Genomic DNA, 1,109 nt, shown 5'->3' with positions numbered 1-1,109 from the left:
TTAAAGACTACATTTAAGTCTTGTTTTTCCACACCTCAAAGTACATATTTTGAGTAAAACAAGAAAGGCTAGCCGAGTAATCGACTAGCCTTTTAAACTATCTACTTTTGAGACAGCCTCAAACACGTTAGTTGTTATTTAAAAAAACAACGTGAAAACGATAAACGAAAAAATAGATAAGAAAGTAATTGACGAGTTGTTTGTGACCATTCCGACAGGAGCGGTTGATATGAGAGACGACCGAACTAAAGAAACTTGGTCGGTTGAAATAAATTCCTTTGAACTTTCTAAATTCCCAATAACACAGGAAATATATAGAGCATTGACAGACGAAAATCCTTCGACATTCAAAGGCGACAAATTGCCAGTTGAAACTGTTTCTTGGATTGATGCGGTGAATTTTTGCAATGAACTATCTGATTCATTGGGAAAAGATAAATGCTATACAATTGACCTATCAACTGAAAAAGTAACCTTAAATTCAAAAGCAAATGGATTTCGATTACCAAAAGAAGCAGAATGGCAGTATGCTTGTCAAGCGGGAGTCAAAGACATTAGATACGGATAATTGAATAAAATTGCTTGGTTTAAAGATAATTCCAATAATCAAACTCAAAAAGTTGGACAAAAGAAACCTAACGAATGGGGACTTTATGATATGTTGGGAAATGTTTGGGAATGGTGTTCAGACATATATGACGAAACTGTTTACGGAACTTACCGTGTTTTCCGTGGTGGCGGTTGGTGTGACCAAGAAAGGAGTATAATGGCAACAACTCGAAGAAGAAGTCATCCTTTTTCGTTCAAAATAGATGATTTAGGATTCAGAATTGCAAAGAACATGAATGAATAAAAACAACAGCAACAGCACCTAAGAAAACATGGGGCGGTCGGTGGTTTCCGAAAGTTCGGTTCTTCGTAGCTACCTGTATCACAGGCGGACAGTAAAGTGCTCCGATATGCCCCACGTTTCTTTGCTGCAAAACGGCAGTTCGTCTAAAAACCTTCATTTGGTTTAAACTGAGGCCTTTTTGTTGGTTATTTCGCTTGATTTTAGGCCGCTCTTTGAAAACTGCCTGAATGCCAGTCAAAATTCTTGGGTTTGGATT

The 1,109-nt window shown here is 37.4% G+C and carries 1 protein-coding gene and 1 pseudogene; one reads left to right on the top strand and one right to left on the bottom strand.

The genetic code is table 11. From position 1 onward, the window contains the following. The first annotated feature begins 229 nt into the window (after positions 1–229). Positions 230–853, top strand: a pseudogene (locus U3A58_RS21710) (formylglycine-generating enzyme family protein). Here the strand turns inward: U3A58_RS21710 and U3A58_RS21705 are convergent. Further along, a partial coding sequence (locus tag U3A58_RS21705; RefSeq protein WP_323826487.1) for a hypothetical protein occupies positions 825–1,109 on the bottom strand: 285 nt, incomplete at its 5' end. The pseudogene U3A58_RS21710 and the gene U3A58_RS21705 overlap by 29 nt on opposite strands.

It is taken from the genome of Algoriphagus persicinus (assembly GCF_035156415.1).
Classification (GTDB): Bacteria; Bacteroidota; Bacteroidia; order Cytophagales; family Cyclobacteriaceae; genus Algoriphagus; species Algoriphagus persicinus.
This window is presented reverse-complemented; position numbering and strand designations above follow the sequence as displayed.